The organism is Rhodoligotrophos sp. CJ14 (genome assembly GCF_038811545.1).
GTDB classification, from domain to species: Bacteria; Pseudomonadota; Alphaproteobacteria; order Rhizobiales; family Im1; genus Rhodoligotrophos; species Rhodoligotrophos ferricapiens.
In genome coordinates, this window is the sequence record NZ_CP133319.1 from 4,750,361 (window position 1) to 4,769,033 (window position 18,673).

At 62.7% G+C, this 18,673-nt stretch carries 18 protein-coding genes; 7 read left to right on the forward strand and 11 right to left on the reverse strand.

Features of this window, described 5'->3' with window-relative positions; all coding sequences use genetic code 11:
* Window positions 1-76 precede the first annotated feature (76 nt).
* Complete coding sequence (locus RCF49_RS22140; protein ID WP_342641948.1) at window positions 77-1,045, forward strand: outer membrane protein assembly factor BamD; 969 nt, start codon at window positions 77-79, stop codon at window positions 1,043-1,045.
* Here RCF49_RS22140 and RCF49_RS22145 read toward each other — a convergent pair.
* A complete protein-coding gene (locus tag RCF49_RS22145; RefSeq protein WP_342641949.1) occupies window positions 1,032-2,444 on the reverse strand; it encodes a PLP-dependent aminotransferase family protein in 1,413 nt (470 codons plus the stop codon). The genes RCF49_RS22140 and RCF49_RS22145 overlap by 14 nt on opposite strands.
* Window positions 2,445-2,511: 67 nt before the next feature.
* On the opposite strand from RCF49_RS22145, the gene RCF49_RS22150 reads away from it, so the two are divergent.
* Genes RCF49_RS22150 through ligA form a run of 3 tightly spaced genes read left to right on the forward strand, consistent with a single transcriptional unit; the run spans window position 2,512 to window position 7,107 of the window.
* Window positions 2,512-3,252, forward strand: coding sequence for a pyridoxamine 5'-phosphate oxidase family protein (locus RCF49_RS22150; RefSeq protein ID WP_342641950.1), 741 nt, complete (start codon window positions 2,512-2,514; stop codon window positions 3,250-3,252).
* A 45-nt stretch (window positions 3,253-3,297) separates the two neighbouring features.
* Window positions 3,298-4,974 carry a DNA repair protein RecN gene (recN, locus tag RCF49_RS22155; RefSeq protein ID WP_342641951.1) on the forward strand — a complete coding sequence of 559 codons (1,677 nt, stop codon included), beginning with the start codon at window positions 3,298-3,300 and terminating at the stop codon, window positions 4,972-4,974.
* 3 nt (window positions 4,975-4,977) lie between these two features.
* Window positions 4,978-7,107 (forward strand): NAD-dependent DNA ligase LigA, encoded by a 2,130-nt coding sequence (ligA, locus tag RCF49_RS22160; RefSeq protein ID WP_342641952.1) that lies wholly within the window; start codon window positions 4,978-4,980, stop codon window positions 7,105-7,107.
* 81 nt (window positions 7,108-7,188) lie between these two features.
* Here ligA and RCF49_RS22165 read toward each other — a convergent pair whose 3' ends face one another.
* The gene (locus tag RCF49_RS22165) at window positions 7,189-7,374 is read right to left on the reverse strand and encodes a hypothetical protein (protein WP_342641953.1); all 186 of its coding nucleotides are present in this window, start codon (window positions 7,372-7,374) and stop codon (window positions 7,189-7,191) included.
* A gap of 140 nt (window positions 7,375-7,514) precedes the next feature.
* On the opposite strand from RCF49_RS22165, the gene RCF49_RS22170 reads away from it, so the two are divergent.
* Window positions 7,515-8,363 carry a 50S ribosomal protein L11 methyltransferase gene (locus tag RCF49_RS22170; RefSeq protein WP_342641954.1) on the forward strand — a complete coding sequence of 283 codons (849 nt, stop codon included), beginning with the start codon at window positions 7,515-7,517 and terminating at the stop codon, window positions 8,361-8,363.
* Window positions 8,364-8,423: 60 nt separating this feature from the next.
* Here RCF49_RS22170 and RCF49_RS22175 read toward each other — a convergent pair whose 3' ends face one another.
* Entirely contained in the window at window positions 8,424-8,648 is a 225-nt protein-coding gene (locus tag RCF49_RS22175; RefSeq protein WP_342641955.1) for a DUF1127 domain-containing protein, read from the reverse strand.
* Between the two features lie 705 nt (window positions 8,649-9,353).
* Between RCF49_RS22175 and RCF49_RS22180 the strand changes: the two genes are divergently transcribed.
* Window positions 9,354-11,168: an aminopeptidase P family protein gene (locus RCF49_RS22180; RefSeq protein ID WP_342641956.1), complete on the forward strand. Its 1,815-nt coding sequence runs from the start codon at window positions 9,354-9,356 to the stop codon at window positions 11,166-11,168.
* On the opposite strand, the gene RCF49_RS22185 is transcribed toward RCF49_RS22180, so the two are convergent.
* The 6 genes from RCF49_RS22185 to RCF49_RS22210 all read right to left on the reverse strand — a co-directional run bounded on the left by RCF49_RS22185 (window position 11,165) and on the right by RCF49_RS22210 (window position 14,905).
* Entirely contained in the window at window positions 11,165-11,467 is a 303-nt protein-coding gene (locus tag RCF49_RS22185; protein WP_342641957.1) for an AzlD family protein, read from the reverse strand. The two genes, RCF49_RS22180 and RCF49_RS22185, sit on opposite strands and share 4 nt — an antisense overlap.
* Window positions 11,464-12,183: an AzlC family ABC transporter permease gene (locus RCF49_RS22190; protein ID WP_342641958.1), complete on the reverse strand. Its 720-nt coding sequence runs from the start codon at window positions 12,181-12,183 to the stop codon at window positions 11,464-11,466. The genes RCF49_RS22185 and RCF49_RS22190 overlap by 4 nt, the downstream gene beginning before the upstream one ends.
* A 52-nt stretch (window positions 12,184-12,235) precedes the next feature.
* Complete coding sequence (locus RCF49_RS22195) at window positions 12,236-13,099, reverse strand: ATPase (RefSeq protein WP_342641959.1); 864 nt, start codon at window positions 13,097-13,099, stop codon at window positions 12,236-12,238.
* A gap of 24 nt (window positions 13,100-13,123) precedes the next feature.
* On the reverse strand, window positions 13,124-13,387 hold the full coding sequence (locus tag RCF49_RS22200; RefSeq protein ID WP_342641960.1) for a helix-turn-helix domain-containing protein: 264 nt from the start codon (window positions 13,385-13,387) through the stop codon (window positions 13,124-13,126).
* 8 nt (window positions 13,388-13,395) lie between these two features.
* On the reverse strand, window positions 13,396-13,959 hold the full coding sequence (locus tag RCF49_RS22205) for a hypothetical protein (protein WP_342641961.1): 564 nt from the start codon (window positions 13,957-13,959) through the stop codon (window positions 13,396-13,398).
* 100 nt (window positions 13,960-14,059) lie between these two features.
* Window positions 14,060-14,905, reverse strand: coding sequence for an AAA family ATPase (locus tag RCF49_RS22210; RefSeq protein ID WP_342641962.1), 846 nt, complete (start codon window positions 14,903-14,905; stop codon window positions 14,060-14,062).
* A gap of 192 nt (window positions 14,906-15,097) precedes the next feature.
* On the opposite strand from RCF49_RS22210, the gene dksA reads away from it, so the two are divergent.
* Window positions 15,098-15,514 carry an RNA polymerase-binding protein DksA gene (gene dksA / locus RCF49_RS22215; RefSeq protein ID WP_342641963.1) on the forward strand — a complete coding sequence of 139 codons (417 nt, stop codon included), beginning with the start codon at window positions 15,098-15,100 and terminating at the stop codon, window positions 15,512-15,514.
* 73 nt (window positions 15,515-15,587) lie between these two features.
* Here dksA and RCF49_RS22220 read toward each other — a convergent pair whose 3' ends face one another.
* Together RCF49_RS22220 and RCF49_RS22225 are read right to left on the reverse strand one after the other, a co-directional pair.
* Window positions 15,588-16,646, reverse strand: a complete 1,059-nt coding sequence (locus tag RCF49_RS22220; RefSeq protein WP_342641964.1) for a cation diffusion facilitator family transporter — start codon at window positions 16,644-16,646, stop codon at window positions 15,588-15,590.
* 18 nt (window positions 16,647-16,664) lie between these two features.
* Window positions 16,665-18,470: a hypothetical protein gene (locus RCF49_RS22225; RefSeq protein ID WP_342641965.1), complete on the reverse strand. Its 1,806-nt coding sequence runs from the start codon at window positions 18,468-18,470 to the stop codon at window positions 16,665-16,667.
* Between the last annotated feature and the right edge of the window lie 203 nt (window positions 18,471-18,673).

An 18,673-nucleotide genomic window follows, 5' to 3' on the forward strand; every position in this document is an offset into this window, starting at 1 on the left:
CAATGCGATCGGATATAGAGCGGGCGCCTGTAAGCGGTTGCTTATCGCGCGAGGGGCACGATCCCCGGGAGATGTAATGAGGGATGATGTGATGGGCAGCGGCCTGGAAAACCTCGATAAGGAATCCGGGCCCGTTGTCAGAGCTCGGGCTGTGCGCACGGTTGCGCTTGCCGTTGCCGGTGCCTTGCTCTTGTCGGGCTGCAGCAGTGTTTCCAAGCTTTGGGACGGGGGGGAGCCCGCGAGCTCGGGCAGCTCGGCGGTGCCCGCATCCGGAGGGGCCTTGGCGCCCGACGGCTCAAACCAGGCGGTGGATGACGCCGAGCCTGTTGCCGATCTCTACAATAAGGGCCTCGATTTCATGAAGAGCGGCTCTTATGAGAAGGCAGCCAAGCAGTTCGAGGAGGTCGAGCGGCAGCATCCTTATTCGAGCTGGGCCACCCGCGCGACCCTCATGGCCGCCTATGCCCAGTATCTGCGCAACAACTATGACGATGCGATCCTCGCCGCCCAGCGCTTCATCACCCTGCATCCCGGCCACAAGGACGCGGCCTATGCCTATTACCTCACGGCGCTTTGCTATTATGAGCAGATTGCCGACGTGAAGCGCGACCAGACTGCAACAGAGAAGGCGCTTGCCTCGCTCGATGAAATCAGCCGCCGTTTCCCCAACACCGCCTACGCCAAGGATGCTGCGGCAAAGGCGCTCCTCGCCCGCGATCACCTTGCCGGCAAGGAGATGGAGGTTGGGCGCTATTACCTCACTCAGCAAGCCTATATTGCCGCCATTAATCGCTTCGAGAAGGTCATCAAGTCCTACCAGACCACATCGCACACGCCCGAGGCACTCTATCGCTTGGTCGAAGCCTATCTCGCATTGGGCATCACCTCCGAAGCGCAGACCGCGGCGGCCGTTCTCGGCCACAACTTCCCGAACAGCGAATGGTATCAGGACGCCTATAATCTCCTGAAGGGCAGCGGCCTTGAGCCGAAGGAGAATTCATCGTCCTGGATCAGCCAGGCGCTGACCTCGATCAATCCGTTCTAAGAAGGTCGCAGAGCCTTTCGGCGGCGCCGGTGAGCTCGCTGTCACTGAAACCTGAGAAGCCGAGCACAAGCCCCTGTTCCGGCTTGGCATCCACATACATCGGTGACAAGGCCCGGCAACCGATTCCCGCGGCCTGAGCCGCCGCGGCAATCTCCGTATCGGGCATCGTCCGCGCCAGACGGGCAACCATATGGAGCCCCTGACCGGGAATATCGAGCGTGAGGTCCGGCGGTCCCTTCGCAAGCAAGATCTTCGCAAGGAGATCGCGGGCAGCCTGCGCCCGGCGCCGTGCCCGCCGCAGATGGGCGGCGAAATGGCCTTCCGTGATGAGGTCAGCGAGGGCGTCTTCCGCAAGGGTCGAAGGTTGCCGGTCCGAGCGCGTCCTCAGCGAAAGAATGGGGTCCATCAACGCGTCCGGCACCACTGCATAGCCAAGCCGCAAACCCGGGAAAAGCACCTTCGAGAACGTGCCCACATAGATCACGCGGCCGCTGTCATCCATGCCCTGCATGGCAGCGAGCGGTGGACCCACATAGCGGAACTCGCTGTCATAATCATCCTCGATGATCCAGGCGCCATTCTGCCTCGCCCAGTCGATCAGCGCGAGCCGTCGCCGCATGCTCATCGTCACCCCCAGCGGGAACTGGTGCGAAGGGGTGACATAGACCGCCCGCGCTGCGGGAACTTCTGATACGCCCGCCAGATTGAGCCCTTCCTGATCGACAGGGATCCCCACAAGCTCTGCGCCTTGGCCCGTAAGCGCCATCCGCGCCATGGGATAGCAGGGATCTTCGACCAGCACCCTATCTCCCGGGCTGATCAAGGCCCGGGCGATCAGGTCGACGGCCTGCTGGGCGCCGTTTGTGATGATGATGGCCTCTGCATCGCATCGCACGCCCCGTGCGGTCCGCAGATAAGTGGCAATAGCCTCGCGCAGACGCTGCCCGCCACGCGGATCGGCATAGCAGAAATGCTCGGGTGCTGCCCGCGTCAGCCGCCGTCCCATCAATTTCCGGAACACCTCCCATGTGCGCTGATCCGCCATCGCGATGCCGAGCGTGCAGGGGAGGGCCGGCTGAGGCTGGGGCGACCTGCGGGGTTTGGAATGGGCCGGCGCGAGAAGCGGCACGTGCTCTGCAACGAAAGTGCCCGCCCCTATGCGCGCGTCCGTGAAGCCTTCGGCGGTCAGGAGCTCGAACGCGGCAATGGCGGCCGTCCGCGAGATGTTGAGGCGCTTTGCGAGATCCCGCGTGGTGGGCAGCTTGGTGCCTGGTGAAACCAGGCCGCTTTCGATGAGGCGGCGTATGGCCGAATAGAGCTGGCCGGTCTGTGGTCCACCGTCCGGCAACACCGGGATGAGGCTCGACCAGTCAGGAGAATTGGTCGTGATTTTTGCCATGAAATTGGATCTTCTTCCAACCAATGCACGCGGTAGATTGACCACAGCTTTGGCAGGAACGCAACAAATGACCGAGATCGCTTTGCAAGACCCGTTGGCCTTTCCCGTGAGCCCGCGCAACCGCGTGAAGCGGAAACATGAACGCGCCAGCTACGATCGCGAGGCCGTGTTCGCCGTTCTCGATGCAGGCTTTCTCTGCCACGTCGCCTATGTCTTGGATGGACAGCCCTATTGCACGCCCACGATCCACTGGCGCGAAGGCGACGTGCTCTATTGGCACGGCTCATCCGCCAGCCGCATGCTGCGCAAGCTTGAGGGCGGAACGCCGGTTTGCCTCACGGTCTCCCATCTCGATGGCCTGGTTCTTGCCCGCACCGGCTTCAATCATTCAGCCAATTACCGGTCCGCCATGTGCTTCGGCACCGCGCATCTGGTGAATGACCCCGAGGAGAAGGCGCATGCCCTGCTTGGCCTCGTTGATCGCTTCTATCCCGGCCGCGCGGCTGAGCTGCGCCCGAGCAACCCCCAGGAGATCAAGGCGACGACCGTGGTGAGCATGGTGATCGAGGAGGCCTCGGCGAAAGTGCGCGCGGCCGGCGTCGGCGATGACGAAGAGGATTATGCTCACCCCGTATGGGCAGGCGTCATTCCGGTGAGCATGACCATTGGCGAGGATCAGCCCTGCCCAAGGCAGCTCGACGGCATCGAGAAGCCTGCAGGGCTCGCCGCCTATCGCAGCGGCCGACGGCTCGATGACGTTCTGCTCGAGGCCCAGCGCCTGTATGAGAAAGCTGCACAGTCGGACTAAGCTTCACGCTCGCGCCCTTCCATCCGGATAGGGTATATAGGCGCGATGCTGACCGCGCTTTCGATCAGAGACATTGTGTTGATCGACCGGCTCGACGTGACGCTCGGGCAGGGGCTCACTGTATTCACCGGCGAGACCGGCGCGGGGAAATCGATCCTGCTGGACAGTCTAGGCCTCGTGCTGGGCGCGCGGGGCGATGCGGCGCTCGTTCGAAAAGGGGCGGATCGGGCGGTGGTGACCGCTGCCTTTGATCTGAGGCCTGACCATGCGGCCTTCGCCCTTCTCGCAGACAGCGGCATCGATGCCGATGGCGAGCTCGTGATTCGCCGTATTCAGACTGTGGACGGCCGCAGCCGCGCGACCATCAATGAGCAGCCCGCATCGGTGAGCCTTTTGCGCCAGCTGGGCGGCCTGCTGGCCGAGATCCACGGGCAACATGACGACCGTGCGCTGGTCGATGTGGCAAACCACCGGCAGCTGCTCGATGCCTATGCGGGCCTCGATCGGCAGGCCGAAGCTGTTGTCGCTGCCTGGCGCGCGTGGCGCGAGGCCGAGCAGGCGCTGGCGACCCATCGCGGCAAGCTCGAAAAGGCCGTGGCCGAGCGCGAGTACCTTGAGCATGCGGCCGATGAGTTGCGGAAGTTGGCAGCCGAGCCCGGCGAGGAAGATGGACTGGCCGAGCGCCGCGCCCTGATGATGAATGCCGAGCAATTCGCCGGAGCGCTCGAGGAGGCAGCCCAGGCTCTGGCCGGAGATGGGACGAGAACAGCCAGCCTCAATGCGGCCCTGCGCCGGCTTGAGCGCCGCCAGGCCGAGGCCGGTGGCCGGCTTGATGCGGTGGTGAGCGCCCTCGACCGCGTTCTCGTCGAGATCGGCGAGGCGGAGAATGCCGTTGCCGAGGCGCAGCGCGCCTTCGAATATGATCCACGCGAGTTGGAGCGGATAGAGGAACGCCTGTTCGCGCTCCGGGCCGCATCCCGCAAATACAAGGTTCCCGTGGACGAGCTCTCCGTTCTGCTCGAGCGGTTCGAAACGGAGCTGTTGAACCTCACTCGGGGAGAGAGCCGCCTCGGTGATCTCGCTGAAAACGCCGCTGCAGCGCGCCAGCGCTATTTCGAGCTTGCTCATGAATTGAGCAATTCGCGCAAAGCCGCGGCCCATGGCCTTGATGAAGCGGTGATGGCGGAACTCCCGCCCCTGAAGCTCGAGCGGGCACGTTTCCTCACCGATTTCGCAACAAGCGAAGACCAGGCAGGTCCCCATGGTCTCGACCGGGTCGAGTTCAAGGTCGCAGCCAATCCCGGCGCTGATCCCGCACCGCTCATGAAGGTTGCCTCAGGCGGTGAGCTTGCCCGCTTCATGCTGGCGCTGAAAGTGGTGCTGTCCGCCCGCGCGAGTGCGCCGACCCTCATCTTCGACGAGATTGATACGGGCGTCGGCGGCGCGGTCGCGGATGCGATCGGCCAAAGGCTCGCGCGTCTTGCAGAAAGCCTGCAGGTCTTGGCCGTGACCCATTCACCCCAGGTTGCCGCGCGCGCCGATGGGCACATGCTGGTGGCCAAGCGCGAGCAGGCCGAAGATGGAGAGCTGCGCATGGTGACGCGCATCGACACCCTTGATGAGACACGCCGGCGCGAGGAAATTGCGCGCATGCTGTCGGGCGCAACCGTCACCGACGAGGCACGCGCCCAGGCCGAGCGGCTGCTGATCGGGACGGAGTAGGCCATGACCATGACCAAGTCGACGATCCCCGTCGACCAGCTCACACCAGATGAAGCGCGCGATGAGCTCGCCGCGCTCGCCGCTGAGATCGCCTATCACGACGAGCTTTATTACCGCGAGGATGCACCCGTCATATCGGATGCCGAATATGACATGCTGCGCCAGCGCAATGCAGCAATCGAGGCGCGCTTTCCCGAGCTCGTTCGTGATGACAGCCCCAATAGGCGCGTAGGCGCGAAACCATCCGCCCAGTTCGGCACCATCCGCCATGCCGTGCCGATGCTGTCACTCTCCAACGCCTTCGATGATCAGGATGTGCGCGACTTCACCGGCCGGATCAGGCGGTTCCTGCGCCTTGCCGATGATGCACCGCTGGCCTTTGCCGCCGAGCCCAAGATCGATGGCTTGTCCATTTCCCTCCGCTATGAGCGCGGCCGCCTGGTGCAGGCCGCAACCCGCGGTGATGGCTATGAGGGCGAGAACGTCACGGCCAATGTGCGCACCATCAAGGATGTTCCGGATGTGCTGTCCGGCGATGATGTGCCGGAAGTGATTGAGGTGCGCGGCGAGATCTATATGACCCACGCCGATTTTGCGGCGCTCAATGAGGCCCAGGCGGCAAATGGCGGCAAGGTCTTCGCCAATCCCCGCAATGCTGCCGCAGGCTCGCTCCGCCAGCTCGACGCCGCGATCACCGCCGCGCGCCCGCTCAAATTCTTCGCCTATGCCTGGGGGGAGGTGAGCGGTGGCAAGCCGCCCGGCGATACCCAATGGGAGATCTATCAGGCGTTCAAGCGCTGGGGCCTGCCGCTCAATCCGCTGATGCGGCTCTGTACGTCCGTTGATGAGCTGCTCGCCTTCTATCATGAGATAGGCGAGGGCAGGGCTGGCCTCACCTATGATATTGACGGCGTCGTCTACAAGGTGAACGACCTCGCGCTGCAGGAGCGCTTGGGCTTTGTCTCCCGCGCGCCGCGCTGGGCGATCGCGCATAAATTTCCAGCCCAGCAGGCGACCACCACCCTTCGCGACATCGAGATCCAGGTGGGCCGCACCGGTGCTCTAACCCCGGTTGCCCGGCTTCAGCCGATCACCGTGGGCGGTGTGGTGGTCACCAATGCCACTCTGCATAACGAGGACGAGATCGCCCGCAAGGATATCCGCATCGGCGATACGGTCGTCGTTCAGCGGGCGGGAGACGTCATCCCGCAGATTGTCTCGGTGGTGACGGAGAAGCGACCTCCGTCGGCTGAGCCCTACATATTTCCCGAGATCTGCCCGGCTTGCGGCAGCCATGCGGTGCGTGAGGTCAACCCGAAGACCGGCAAGGTTGATGCGGTGCGGCGCTGCACCGGAGGCCTCATCTGTCCGGCCCAGGCCATTGAACGGCTGAAGCATTTCGTCTCCCGCAACGCTTTCGACATCGAAGGCCTGGGGGAAAAGCAGATCACCGCCTTCTACACTGACGGCCTGATCCGTCGCGCGCCCGATATTTTCACGCTCCAGCGGCGCGATGAGGCCAGCGAGCTGACCAAGCTCAAGAATCGCGAAGGCTGGGGTGCAACCTCCGTGGCCAAGCTGTTCGATGCCATCAACCAGCGCCGGCGCATTTCCCTCGACCGCTTCATCTATGCCCTGGGCATCCGTCATGTCGGTGAGACGACCGCGCGGCTGATCGCCCGCAGCTATGGCGATCTCGAGACCTTTCTTAGCGCCATGCGCGCGATTGGCACGGACCCCGACGGCCCGCAATTCCATGAGCTCGACGATATCGAGGGCATCGGCACCACGCTCGCCCGTGCGATCGCCGACTTCTTCGCCGAGGATCACAATTGGGAAGTGATCGACGCGCTGCGCGAGGAAATCGAGGTTCAGCCCATGGAGCGGGCTGCGGCCTCGTCCCCGGTGGCAGGCAAGACCATCGTTTTCACCGGGGGCCTGACACGACTCTCGCGCGATGAGGCCAAGGCCATGGCGGAGCGTTTGGGCGCGAAGGCTGCAGGCTCCGTCTCCGCCAAGACCGATCTGGTCGTTGCGGGCCCCGGTGCCGGCTCCAAGCTCAAAAAGGCCGCAGAGCTCGGCATCGAGGTGATTGATGAGGATGAATGGTTCAGGCGGGTAGGGGAGGTCTGATTAAGCCCCTGTACGCCTGATCCAAGGTTCGACCCCGCAATCAGATCGGAGGCAAACCCATTGCCCTGCCATTGGCCGACGTCAGATCGGCATCCAGTAATCGCTCGCCGACAGCATGCGGCCCTGGACAGCCTCTGTCCCACCATCTGCTTCACAATCTGCTGTCGGCTCAGCTGATTTCCCTTCCTGTGATGTTTCGGTGCTGGCGCGTTTCTGCCTGCTCTTGAGGAGCTCGTCCAGCATCGGCGGAATAACAATGGCAACCATGAAAATTCTCCTGTTGATCCGGGGCGGATAGGCACCAAATTTGGCTGCGGACTGGCCATGATGAGGCGCATCCGTGGCGGCCTGCGCAGGATCTGAACCTGAGACTTGAGCGCGAGCCGCCTTCCGGCGATAAGCGGTCCATGCAGCTCCTGACCATCAATGCCCTGACCTTCGATGACGCCGACCGCATCGCGGATGAACTGGCCTTCATCGAGCCCGAGCCGGTTTCCATTTCAATTGTCGAGGAGGCAGACGAACGGTCCTGGCGAGTGGAAGCCCAATTCAGCGAACCACCGCCGATTGCCGAGCTGGACCTGCTCGCCGGCATGGATTGGCGGCTTGCTCCGCTTATCGAGCGCGATTGGGTACGGGAATCACTGATCGGACTTGCGCCCGTGCGGGCCGGGCGCTTCTTCATCCATGGCGCCCATGACCGTGGCGCGGCGCCCCCCGGCGCGATCGACATCGAAATCGAAGCAAGTCTTGCCTTTGGCACCGGCCATCATGGAACGACCCGTGGCTGCCTTCTGGCGCTGGACGATCTGCTGAAGCGGGAGATCCCCTGGCCGGTCCTTGATTTGGGCTGTGGCAGCGGCGTGCTGGCTCTGGCCTATGCGCGAGCCACCCACCGCCGCGTGCTGGCGACCGATATCGATCCGGTGGCGATAGAGCAGACCCGGGCCAATGCGCGCAAGAACAAGGCGGGGCCGTGGGTCATTGCCCATACGGCCTCCGGCGTGGCGCATCAGATTATCCGCAGCCAAGCGCCTTACCGGTTGATCATGGCCAATATTCTAGCCCGCCCACTGGAGGCGCTGGCCCCGGCGCTAGCGCGCCTGCTGAAGCCCGGCGGCCATATTATTCTGTCAGGACTGACCATCGACCAGGAGGCACGTGTGCTCGCCGCTTACCGCGCCCAGGCACTGCATCTCTCCCGGAGAATAAGGCTGGAAGGCTGGTCGACGCTAATGCTGACCGCCCGCCCATAAAAAAATCGCCCCGAGGCAGAGCGCTTCGGGGCGATGAATTCGGTCAGTAGAACTTGTGGCTTAGCGCTGGGCCTCGGCACCCCAGACCATGCGACGGATATCGCCGCGGTTGAGGCCGATATCGGCCAGCAGCCGGTCGTCGAGCTGATCAAGCTCGCGCTCGGCGCGCGACAGCTCGATGTAACGCTTCACGCGAGCCAGAATACGGCTGCTGAAGCTCGGGACAGCCTGACCGGCATTGCCGGCGCGGACTGAACGATCCTTTTCAAACGTGGTGACGCTCATTGTGATCTCCATCAACTTCCGCACGGTGTGTGTTCTGATCCGCTTACTGCGTCAGCATCGGCACAAGTCCGAAGCCAAGTGTTCGCCTTGCGATCCATGTCCATGAGACCAGGTCGAAGCGCACCGCCCCTCGGCGACTTGCTGGGGAAGGAAACCCACCGCGTCTTGTCTGAGCGCTATATAGGCGAGCTCCTTGTGCAGGTGCCAGAGGCGAGTTTGCATCGCAGCATTGCATCTGATGCATGTCTCATTAAGGTCTCGTTAATACGGTGCCGGCGGTTTGAGCTCTGGCGTGATAAACGGCATCTCGCTGCCCAACGCGCAGGCGTCTCTCCAGCCTATTCCGGAAACTGAACGGCTGATGAACAGATTAAAACCGGCCATGAACCGGGGTCTTTCGCACCACTCTGATCAATTTGTGCACGATCTGAGAACATGCCTACTCTCTGTGCACATCGGGTATGAGGCCGTTTCCATCTCACTTCCATCGGAGGACACGTATTCGGCGATGAACCTGATAATTCCCGCCTGACGGGCGATCATCAGTCGCCAAACATGCCTCAGCATTGCGAATACGACATGGCGGTTTCATGACATCTCTGCCAAATTGCCTGAGGCGATGCATAGATGCCTAACGTCAAGTAAATGAAGGCTCATTGCGTCTGCCGTCGGCCCGGGCTAAGCAGGATGGAAGGGAGAGATGCCATGTTTCAAGAGTTTGAGGACGCCAGCGACCCCACCAAGAGCCCAGCCCGGATTGCCGCATTGCGAAATGAAATGGTGCGCAACGGCATAGATGGCTACATCGTCCCTCGCTCCGATGAGCATCAGGGCGAGTATGTCGCGCCCTATGCGGAGCGGCTCCGTTGGCTGACCGGTTTTTCCGGTTCAGCAGGGCTCGCCATCATCCTGAACGATCGCGCCGCGCTGTTCATCGATGGCCGCTACACGATCCAGGCGCGCAGCCAGATCGACACGGCTCTCCTCGAACTGCGCCATGTCATTGATGAGCCTCCCACTGAATGGTTGCGCAGCAATCTCAAGCGTGACCAGCGCATTGGCTATGACCCGTGGCTGCTCACCCTTGATCAGGTCGACCGCTACGCAAAGGCCTGCATGGGCGCCGGTGCCGAGCTGGTCCCGATCGAGGGAAATCTCATAGACCGGATCTGGGATGATCAGCCGGCGCGACCGGCCGCGCCCGTCGCAAGCCATCCGACCCAGTTTGCCGGGCGACGCCTGGCCGAAAAGCAGCCCGAGCTGAAAGCGGCGATAGAGCGGGCTGGCGCCACCGCGGCCGTCCTCACCCAACCCGACTCGATCGCCTGGGCCTTCAACATCCGCGGCGCCGATATTGCGCACACGCCGGTGACGCTGGCCTTCGCGATCCTTTCGACGGAAGGCAGACCTCAGCTTTTCATCTCACCAGAGAAGCTGAGCGAAGATGTCCGCGCCGAGCTCGAGCCCGATATCGAGCTGTGCCGACCGGAAGATTTTACCGACGCCTTGACCAGGCTCGGCCGCGAGGGCGCGAGCGTGCTCATTGATCCCGCTTGGACCGCCCACCGCATTGTCGACGTGCTGACCTATGCAGGGGCTAAGATCATCCGTGGCGCTGATCCCTGCATCAACCCCAAGGCCTGCAAGAACCCGATCGAGCTCGAAGGCGCCCGCATGGCCCATCGCCGCGATGCGGTGGCCATGGCGCGCTTTCTCGCCTGGTTTGATCGCGAATCCCCCTCCGGCGCCTTGGACGAGATCACCGCCGCCCGCGCCTTGGAGGCCTTCCGCCAGGATACGGGCGCGCTCAAGGAGATCAGCTTCGATACGATCTCAGCGGCAGGGCCCAACGCCGCCCTCCCGCATTACCGTGTGACCACCGAGAGCAACCGCCGGATCAGGCCGGGCGAGATCTATCTCGTGGATTCCGGTGCCCAATATCTTGATGGCACGACAGACATCACGCGCACCATGATCGTCGGTGAGCCCGCCGCCGCCATGCGCGATCGCTTTACGCGCGTGCTGAAGGGCATGATTGCGGTAACCCTTGCACGGTTTCCCCAACGCACCACCGGCGCCCAGCTTGACAGCTTCGCCCGCGCCGCTCTGTGGCAGGCGGGGGTCGATTTTGACCATGGCACCGGGCATGGCGTCGGTAGCTATCTCTCCGTTCATGAAGGACCGGCGCGGATATCCAAGACCGGCACCGTGCCGCTTGAGACCGGCATGATCCTCTCGAACGAACCCGGCTATTACAAGGAAGGCGAGTATGGCATTCGCATCGAGAACCTGGTGGTGGTGAAGACACCCGAGCCAATTGCCGGCGGCGACCGGCCGATGCACAGCTTCGAGACCCTGACGCTCGCGCCCATTGACCGGCGCCTCATTTCGGTGGACTTGCTGGATGAGCGCGAGCTTGCCTGGCTCAACGCCTATCATCGCCGGGTCGTGGAAGAGATTGGCCCGCTGCTCGATGCGGAGACCGCAGACTGGCTTGCCCAGGCGACCGCCCCGCTCTAGCCGATCAGCCAGCGCGCGGCGTTGATGGCCAGCGCCCCAACGATGAGCGTGCCGAGCAGGGGCAGTCGAAATGCGGCGATTGCGGTGATCGCCCCGGCGATCGTCTCCGCAGGTCCCGTAAGGAACAGGGTCGGGGTGACGACCGCCGTGAGCACCGCCACCGGCAGCGCATCGAGCGCTGCGCGCACCCGCGGCGTCAGCGTCACGTAGCGAAGCACGACCAGACCTGCGATCCGCGTGAGATAGGTCGCGGCGGCCATGGCGAAAATGGCCAGAGCCGCATCAGGATCAAGGCTCATGCGGCCGGCTCCCGGCGTGCAGGCTTCACCCGCATGAAGGCGCCGGCGATTGTCCCGGCGAGCCCGCCGATCAGGATATACCAGGGGCCCGCGATCATCTCTCGGGAGATTACGGCGAAGAGAGCGCTGGTCCCGATCACCAGTCCTGTCTGGGGGCCTCGCCAGAAGCCTACGATCAGCCCGAGGAACAGCGCCGTGAAGATGAAGTCGAAGCCATATCGCTCCGGCGGGCCCATCGTCGTGCCCAGAATGGCGCCGGCCGCCGTCCAGCCGGACCAGCTGAGCATCAGCACGAAGGCGATCCCGGCGAAATAGGCGGGATAAAGCGGTCCCTGCAGCGCGCGCTTCTCTGAGAAGGCCCAGACCTCGTCCGTCATGAAGAACAGATAGATCCAGCGCTCCATAGGCCCGAAATGCTGAAAGTGCCGGCCAAGGGACGCCGACATCATCACATGCCGCAGATTGACGGTGAGGGCGGTCACGCCCAAGAGCAGCCACGGCACAGGCTCATGCCAAATCTCGATGGCGACGAATTGCGAGGCGCCGGCAAAGACCGCAAGGCTCATTAAGGTCGCCTCGAGCGGGCTCAACCCCTTCTGCACCGCGAGCGCGCCGAACACCATGCCAATTGGGATGGCGGCCAGCCCGACCGGCAGAGCGGTCGTGATGCCGCTCAAGAATTCCCGCGCGTACCGCCCCTGTGCATCACTTGTCATTTCGCCACCGCGCGATGTCTCGGGAAAGCTGTCTTTTTCGCCGGCCGCCGCCTTAGCCCTGGCCGTCGATGGCCTTTGCAACGAGCGCAAGGAACGCATCTGCCGTGCTGATGCCGGCCACATCATCCGCCTCGATCGCATAGCCGAAATTGTCTGCGATCTTCTGGTAGAGCGGAATGCGATGATGCAGCAACTGCTCGAAGCCCCAGATGGCGAACCCATCCGGGTCAACATCGTCATCCCGTTCACAGCCGGTGAGCGTTTTATACTCCGCCCATTTCCGGCCGAGAAACACGTCCTGGTAATACATCGGCTTGGGCGCCGCCTTGAACCGGTCGATCAGCATGCGGGCATGCGCCTCGGTGCCGCGGATATAGACGAGCAGCGTCGCCTCCGAGACCGTCTTCAGCACCGCGTCATTGTGGTTCTCTGGATCAACGACCTCGCACAGGCTGCCGCTGGCATCGGCCACGAAATTCTCATACCCATAGATGTCCCGCGCCTTTTCGATGAACTCCGGGACATCGAGCATGGAGCGGATCTCTGCGCGCCGGTGCTGGGCCTGTCGCCTCCGGTACTCGTCGAACGGCAATCCGCCTTTCGCGGGATTGCCGGGCTTGCCGAGATAGACGGACAGGGGTTCAAGATTGCCGAAGGTGACGTTGGAGCGGATATAGATCGAATCTGAGAGAAGAAGGCCGCGCAGCACGGGGTTCTTCATCGCCTCGCGCTTCACATTGTCGACGATGTAATTTTCCATGTAGCGGGTGGCGATGCGGTAATCGACCGAGTAGTGAAACCACTGGGCCTCGCGCAGGATACGCCCGATCCGGGTTTTGCCCACCCCGGACATGCCGAACACGGTCACCGCCTTGGCCGGCGAGGCCAGGAAAGCGGCACCAGAAGAAAATCGCATGACAGCTCCGCTGTTAAGTCCCCCTCATCCCTTAGCGGAGCGGCTGTCCAGGTCAAGCCTTCCGGTGGTCGTGCTACAAGATACACCCTCGGCCTGGTAGCCGAGGATGTCGCCGGGCTGGCAGTCGAGCACCGCGCAGATCTTCTCCAGCGTTTCGAAGCGCACGCCCTTCACCTTGCCCGATTTGAGCAGCGATAGGTTCTGCTCGGTGATGCCAATCCGGTGGGCAAGTTCCCGGGAGCGCATTTTGCGCTTCGCCAGCATCTGATCGAGCATCACCACGATCATCTCCGCCCTCACACGAAGCTTTCAAGTTCGCGGGATTGCCGTCTGGCGGCACCCATGATGTAGCCTACGGCCAGGATGACTGCGCCCATGCTGAGCATCGCAAAATCCTCAAAACCCACGCCGATGGCGAGTATACGGTGGCCAGGTTCATTGCCGATCGTCAGCAGCAATGTCTCCAGCGTCTTATCCACAATACGGATGGGCATGAACAACATGGCCATAAATCCGGCGCGCATCATGGCATCCGCCGATCTGGCGCTGAAGATGTCACCACGCTTGAGTTCGCCGAATATGATCGACACCTGCCAGAGCAGGTAGAACTGCAGACCGACGAGGACGAACTGGAGCAGGAAAAGCCCGCCGGTCTGGGTAGGACCGATATTGGCGACATCGGTCGCCTGGCTGCGCGCCATGACCTCCAGATAGGCCGTGGGGTCGACCCAGTTGTAAATGAAACCGATGGGAAGGACGAGCGCTCCGATGCGGGTGGCGGCGCTCATCCATTGGCCGATGGTTTGAATGCGCGGCAGTTCTGGAAAGTGGGCCGAGGACTCCGAGGTTTCGATGTTCATTGCTGTGCCTCAACAAAAATTTATCGCGACGCGATAAATCAGAGCTCGGCCCGGCTTTATTGAGGCGAGAATACAGCAGTTCCAGGACGGTGGGACGAGCTCAGCGCCCCTCGCGCCGGCCAAGGAATGCGAGGCGCTCGAAAAGCTGCACATCCTGCTCATTTTTGAGCAGAGCCCCATGGAGCGGTGGGATCAGCTTGCGGCTGTCCTGCTCCCGTAGGGTCTCCGGGCTTACATCCTCGTTCAGCAGCAGCTTGAGCCAGTCCAGGAGTTCGGAGGTGGATGGTTTCTTTTTGAGCCCGGGAACCTGTCGAAGGTTATAGAAAGTGGACAGTGCTTCCGAGACCAGCCGCTCCTTGAGACCGGGGAAGTGAACCTGGATGATGCTTTCCATCACCTCACGCTCGGGGAACTTGATATAGTGGAAGAAGCACCGGCGCAGGAAGGCGTCGGGCAGCTCCTTCTCATTATTCGACGTGATGATCACCACCGGGCGATGAATGGCCTTGATGGTCTCTCCGGTCTCGTACACATGGAACTCCATACGGTCGAGTTCCAAGAGCAGGTCGTTCGGAAACTCGATATCGGCCTTGTCGATCTCGTCGATCAGCAGGACCACCCGCTCGTCCGACTGGAATGCCTCCCAGAGCTTGCCGCGGCGGATATAATTGCGGACATCCTTCACCCGCTCGTCACCCAGCTGGCTATCGCGCAGCCGTGACACCGCATCATATTCGTAAAGGCCCTGCTGGGCCTTGGTGGTGGACTTGATATGCCAGGTGATGAGCCGCATGCCGAGCGCTTTGGCGACCTCCTCGGCCAGCACCGTCTTCCCTGTTCCCGGCTCCCCCTTCACCAGCAAAGGACGCTCAAGCGTAATGGCAGCATTGACCGCAACCCTCAGGTCATCTGTGGCGACGTAATTTTTTGTACCTTCAAAGCGCATGCGAACGATCTCTTCTGCTGGAAGGACAACCGGGTGAAAGCCCGTTGTAGCGAAGCAGATCTGTCCTGGCCAGAGCCAGTGCAGGATCCGTTCACTCTTCCGCGCTCCTTCGAGTTGCCTATTGTGGCCAATCGCCGGTCTCGATATATACGCGCATTCGGAGGGAGCCGCTTGGCAGCATTGAGGATATCAATGGGTGTGGAAATTGCCTCTGACTACAAGCCGTCCGAGAACGAACAGTTTATGAATCCCCGGCAGCGTGAGTATTTCCGCAAGAAGCTACTGGCTTGGAAAGAGGAAATCCTCCGCGAAAGCAAAGAGACCCTCGAGCATCTCCAGAACGAGTCCTCGCATTTGCCGGATCTGGCGGATCGTGCCTCGACGGAGACGGACAGGGCGCTTGAGCTTCGGACCCGTGATCGGCAGCGTAAGCTGATCGCGAAAATCGATGAGGCTCTGCAGCGGATCGAGGACGGCTCATATGGCTACTGTGAAGAAACCGGTGAGCCAATCGGACTGAAGCGCCTGGACGCCCGGCCGATTGCCACCCTGTCGCTCGAGGCGCAGGAACGCCACGAGCGCCGCGAGCGGGTCTACCGCGACGATTGACGCGCGGGAACGCCTTGCTCGACTGAACATGAGCAGCCGGACTGGAGCCTGATCGTTCCGGTCCAGCGAGACCTCATGACGAGGGATGAGCGCAGAGCGCGGTTTCGTCAGCGCATGCGCCCTGCTCGACTTCGATGGTCGCATGATCAATGCCGAACCTGGTCTTGAGCCGGGCCTTGATCTGTGAGACCACGTTGGCCACGCGTGCGTTCTCGCTGAGCCGCGCATGCAGCGTCAGCATTGGACGCTCATTGGTCAATGCCCAGACATGAATGTGATGGACGTCTTCAACCCCCGGGCAGGTTTGGAGAATGTCTTGGGCGATCTCGTCCGCGGAGAGGTGGCTGGGTGCTCCCTCCAGCAGAATATGTCCGGCATCCCTAACGAGCCTCACCGCGCTGGTGAGCAGGAGCAGCCCGACCAGTCCCGATAGGATGGGATCGATGGGCATGAAGCCGGTAAATGCGATCACCACTGCGGCAACGATCGCAGCCACTGAGCCGAGCATGTCCCCCAGCACGTGCAGCAGCGCGCCACGGATATTGAGATTGTCGCGATCGGCCCCGTGCAGGATGAAGAAGGCGGCGATATTGGCGAGGAGTCCCGCAGCCGCAACCCAGAGCATGGTCTTGGCATCCACATGCTCGGGCGAGAGCAGGCGCGAGATGGCCTCCACCAGGATCCAGGCGACCACCAGTATCATCGCAATACCGTTCGTATAGGCAACGACGATTTGCATGCGGTCGAACCCGTAGCTGCGCCTCATATCCGCCGGGCGCCGGGCCAGGCGAAACGCATACCAGGCAAAGGCGAGTGAGACGCAGTCGGTCAGCATATGCGCGGCATCGGCGATCAAGGCCAGCGAGCCCGCAGCGACTCCGCCGACGAGTTCGAAGATCATGAAGCCGGCGGTGAGGGCAGCCGCCCAGAACGTCCGTTGCTCATTGGCACCATGCACATGGGCGCCAAAGCCATGGCTATGCTGATGATCATGACCATGATCATGCCCGTGATCATGGTCATGATGGTCGTGACCATGCGGCCCCGATCCAGGCGCAGTTATCGCCTCGGCGCCGGTGCCTCCGCCACGGGTCCCAGCACCGCCCATCGAAGCATCCGTGTCGTCGGCCATGATCGCGTCCCGTGCCGATCAGAACCGGCTGTAATCATCGTCACGAAACACCCAATTGACCGCACCGCCCGGTGTCGCTGCCTTCTGTGGACTGGAAGGAGAAAGCCTCTGGGGCGTTTGCCCCAGCTCATGGCGTGGCGGCTGGGAGGCATCGGCAGTGGCCGGCTCGTCCGGAAGGAAGCTCGGCTCGCTGCGGCCGATGGCGACCCTGCCGCTGCGCGTCACCGGGGGCTCGCCTGGTGCCGACAAGCCCGATCGAAGATCGGTTGGCCGTCGTGGCGGCTCAGGCCGGATCGGCTCCATGCGCGGCGGCGCCGGTCGCAGAGCCGGCTCGGCGCGAACCGTGGTTGCTGTGCGGACGGGGCTGCGTTTCGGCAAATTGGTCGGCGAACCTGGAACAGCCATGCGCCGGCTCGATCCCTCGATCGGCGCGAGGGCAGGGCGTGGCACGTCCCCGCGTGCTGGCGCCGTAACGCTCTCCTCGTCATCAAACGGCGGGGACAGGGTCGGACCAAGCAGCTTGGGCTCTGCCGGCTCGGCTGCTCTCTCGATAGCATCACCGCGCGTCAGCTCCGGATCGGCCGGAAGATCATCGCTGTCTTCTTCAACCGCTCCGAGGCTCTCCAAAGCCGGTTCATTCAAGCTTTCCAGTGTCGGCTGGCGTGGCATGCTGCTCGAGCTTGGCGCAAGCGGCTCTCGGCCGGTTGCAGGACCAAGGGTGATATGGCCGTCATTTGCTGGTGCTATCGGGTTGGCGCCAAGATCAGGGCCCACCGGCTGGAGCGACGTGACCGGACGCCGGGCTGGCTCTGCCCCGGCGCCTGGCGTGCTTGTCCCGTGCTGATCCTGACTCTGGCCTGCGAATCTCTGCGCGAATGAGGCCGCGGCCTGCGCGAGAATGGGCTTGCGCTGTGGCTGCGACGGCTCGCTCACGGCTTGCGGGCCTGGTTGAGCTCCAGGCTTGAGCTCCGGCGGAACGGCGGGTCCCCGCAATGTCCCATCGATGACGCCGTCATCTTCCAGCGAGAATGCGAAGGCCGGCTTTGAGCCGGGGACGGGGTTTGCTTGAGCGGGCGCTTCACCCGCGATGCCATTTGACTGAGCCGCGATCGTGTTTGGCTGGACTGCCGTCTGCAGCGCGGGTTGTGGCTCGGCCGGTGCCATCTGTGCGGGCGCTTCGGGCTGAGAGGCCACCTGTGGTTCCTGCCATTTCGGCTGTGGTGCCGCCGCAGGAGAGGGGCTGGCTGGCTTTTTCGATGGAACGGCAGCCTCCGCGGGCTGCGGCGCTACGGCTCGCGGCCGTGGCGAGGCGTCGCGTGCGAGTGCCGGGCCAGACGATACAGCCGGTGCGTTGCTAGGACCTGCAGCACCGGGCGCTTTATCGAGACGACGCGGCGGATTGGCGGCGATGGCACCTGCGAGAGCATCCGCGGCAACGCCGGCCGCGGCAGGTGCATGCCCGGCAGGTGCGCCGAGCGAAGGTTCTGCCGTATAGCCTTGCCCGAGACGCGGTGCCGGCGCTGCGACGCGGGCGGCCTCGGCCGGCATTCCCAGATTGGCTTCCACCCTGGGCTTGCCGATTCCAGCTTCCACCACGAGATCGCGCCCACCACCGAGCAGCAGGAGATGCTCGACATTATCCCGCCGGATGAGAACCAGCCGTCGTGCCTTGTCGACCTCTTGATATTCCAGTATCGCCAAGCGCGAGCCTTCGCGCCCGCGGATACGGCCGCCAATAGCGCGAAGGGCCAGAGCGATCGCGGCAATGATTGCGAGCCCCGCGATCACTGCAAGGCCGATCAGCAAAAGATTGACGTCCATCATCTATCCTGCCTTCTTCGGTAAGCCGCTTGAAACACTCACCACTAATATCAGAAAAGGACCACGAGCGAAAAACCGACATGGCCCAAGGTCGCAAACCCGCATTTCGCGCGCTCTGGACGAGAAAACCCGCGCGGGTCTGCGCGTTCCGTTTGAGATGTCGAACATCCCAACTGTAAAGTCTAGCCGCTATACTGCGGCTGATT